This window comes from Iningainema tapete BLCC-T55, assembly GCF_014698965.1.
GTDB lineage: Bacteria > Cyanobacteriota > Cyanobacteriia > Cyanobacteriales > Nostocaceae > Iningainema > Iningainema tapete.
Window position 1 is genome coordinate 1 of the sequence record NZ_JACXAE010000056.1, and the last position, 2,885, is coordinate 2,885.

Here is a 2,885-nt window from a genome sequence, read left to right on the forward strand (position 1 = left end):
CCGGTTTGAGAAAAATACTCATGATTTTGACTTGGATTAATTACAGATAAAATTTCTTTTGCTTCCAGGTCACGCAGACGTTGTAATAAAATCTGTTCTTGTTGTTCAACTTGGCTGAGAAACTTGGCTAAAGAGGAAGCTGTAATTACAAATTGTTTTGAATGATTTTTATACTGCTTACGTAGTTCTTCAGATACCAGCATAATTTCTTTTTCTGAGTGACCAGAAAGAGTACTATAGTGTTGTGAGATGCAAGTTACCCACTGTGTTTTAACATAAGCATAAGCAACACCAACATCATAAGGGTCATATCGTACAGGTACTTGAGTCTTTTCTACTTCTGAAGTTCGGAAGCTATTATGCCAGTAATAAATATGATTAATTTTGATACCTAGATTTGGTATAACTTTAGCCGTACCCTTACTAGTAGTTGGTAAACTCAAAATACCGAATGTTTCATCATAATAAATAATTTTATGACTACGTAATCCCGTTTGTAAAAATGCTGAGTTGAAAGCTTCTTTTGGACTTTGCCCTAATGCTGGATGCTCTTTGTTATCATAAAACTCATAAGCCCAATCGCATAAATTTTGATATAAACTACCTAATGTCCAAACAGCTAAATTACGTGGATTTATGCTTTTAGTTATACCTCTGGGATTACGAGTGATTTGAGTATTACCTTGGAGATTATGAATAAAGTTTGTATTTACTGACCCAAATAACCGTTCACATACAGACCCAAATCTCGGTTTTGCTGCTGGTCTAGTTTTTTTAGTACAAGAATAAGCTGCTAGCAATCTCTCAAAATAAATACTATGAAATTCTTTACCTCCATCTACCACTATTGTATTTGGTAAACGTCCATGACGACGAACACATTCACGAATTACCATCATACAACTACGGTAACTCGGCGGGTCAAATGTTAAATAAATACTGAGTATTCGCCGGGAGTAAGCATCACTTAAAAACGTTACCCAAGGGCGACCAAGATTTACTGAGGTTCGAGAACTTATTAACTCAATATCTAACTCTGTATGGTCGATATGACCTATTTCAAATGGTCTGTCCCCATGTCTTGGTGTAGTTAATTCTAACTCCCAATAAAAAGGTTCGTGTTTATAAGCGTTTCTTTTTCCAAGTCTTTTCTCTATTTGTTCATAAATTGGACGTTGATTTATTTTTTGAGTAAATGTTTTATAACTGGGAGGTGTTAATCCTTTGACTAGACAAGCTTCACATAATGGGGAGCATCCCATTTTTGCGAAAACATCAAATGGCAAGTTGACCATTAAGGTAAGCACAGCGAAGTTGTAGTATGGACGGCACATTGACAGGATTCCACTGGGCACCAGAAAGTTTCAACCTCAAACCGATTTGTTTAATAGCAGACTCCACAGATCCAGAACCAATAGAGCAAATCTGTTCCGCCTGATAGTAAGCGTAATTGATAATCCGACTTCGATGCTTGTTCAAATATGCACAAAAATTCTGTGCCTGTTTTTTCGCTAAATCAACAAACAAAGCGATCGTTGCATCTACCTCACCAGTCCATAGCAAGTTTTCTGCTTGCTTGAGTCGCTTGAGAGAACCACCAACTTTGTGGAGGTTTTCCCGCAAATGATACCAATCCAGGATCTCCAGTCGGGTTGAGGAACTGCCGATTTCAGTAAACAATTTCCACACACCATCATGTCCATCCCCCAAGCACACTAATGGGGTGACTAGCCTTTGTGAGTTAACCCAATCCAAAAGGGATTGATGATCCCCAAAAAAAGCGCCATAATAAATTCCGCCTAAGCGTACCGCTTTATAATCGCGCCACTCACATTCAAGTCCTTTTGGCGTTCGCAACCGCACCTTACCCCCGTCCAAACTCACTTCAGAAACCGCTTGTAAAGCCGATGGTTGTGGCAGATCCTGTCTGCTCACCAGTCGGTGTAGTGTACTATGTCCCACTTTCACCCCCGTTAATGCTTCTAGTTCTAACTCAGCATTTTGGTAGGACTCATTGGCACAAAGCCTTAAGCTACATTTCTCTAATACTGGACTCAAGTGACTTCTTGGCTCCAGCCCCAATTTTTGCGCTTGCTTTTCGGTGATCGGCAACTCCCCTACACAACTTTTGATTTGTCTGGGTCGTCCTTTATTTGTGCCTGTAGTTTGTTCGATAAAAAAAAAGCGATTTCGGGACTGACGTGCTCCAGCATCTGTGAGCGCACTGTTTTTTCGATCCCTTCCAAGGTTTCTAACTCAGATGGTGATGTATTTTTATACAGAATTGCCGCGATTTCTTTTACTGCTGCTTGTAACCGTTCTTTTTCTTCGGGGGTCATGGCTGTGGTTTAAGTCATTGTTGTATTCTCCCCATGCTACACTCATGAATCGCTATTTCTGCAAAAATGGGATGCTCCCCACATAATGCACTATAAGATGCAAACTTTCCTTTCTGTTTTAAGCTCTCATAATCCTTACTAATAAATTCTTCAATCAGTTGAAGAACAGCAGTAGTTAGTTTATTACTGCGATTCCCTCGTTTTTTATAATTAGGTAGTAATCCGATATATCCAATTCCATATTTTAATTCTGCGTCTCGCCAAGCTTTTAACCAATAATAAATGCTTCGGCGGGGAAAATTAATATTTTTTACTGGCTCTCCTTGCAGACATGGAGCTATTACTTGATATCGGCGATTTGCTTCCATCAATTCTATATCACTCGCTGCCTTTAATATTTTGTTAGCTGATTCATGAGAATCTCTCCTATTATATTGAAGCAAAAAATCTCGATTTTTTAGTAATTCATTAAAGCTCTCTAACGGAATTTGGAGCGTTTGATTTTCTTCATTTATTAATGCTATTTTCGTTAAGCCAATGTTCCCG

At 38.7% G+C, this 2,885-nt stretch carries 2 protein-coding genes and 2 pseudogenes; all 4 read right to left on the reverse strand.

The features are described from left to right. A partial coding sequence (locus ICL16_RS16255; protein WP_337907030.1) for a Mu transposase C-terminal domain-containing protein occupies positions 1–1,307 on the reverse strand: 1,307 nt, incomplete at its 3' end. Further along, positions 1,276–2,190 (reverse strand): annotated as a pseudogene (locus ICL16_RS16260) (ISKra4 family transposase); the annotation flags it as partial. The gene ICL16_RS16255 and the pseudogene ICL16_RS16260, both read right to left, overlap by 32 nt. Next, complete coding sequence (locus tag ICL16_RS47270) at positions 2,118–2,339, reverse strand: hypothetical protein (protein WP_337907031.1); 222 nt, start codon at positions 2,337–2,339, stop codon at positions 2,118–2,120. The gene ICL16_RS47270 and the pseudogene ICL16_RS16260, both read right to left, overlap by 73 nt. A 14-nt stretch (positions 2,340–2,353) precedes the next feature. Further along, positions 2,354–2,885, reverse strand: a pseudogene (locus ICL16_RS16265) (hypothetical protein); the annotation flags it as partial.

Bases quoted from the DNA above. Each gene is read 5' to 3' on its own strand.
- ICL16_RS47270 (WP_337907031.1), bottom strand. From the start codon at position 2,339: ATGACCCCCGAAGAAAAAGAACGGTTACAAGCAGCAGTAAAAGAAATC.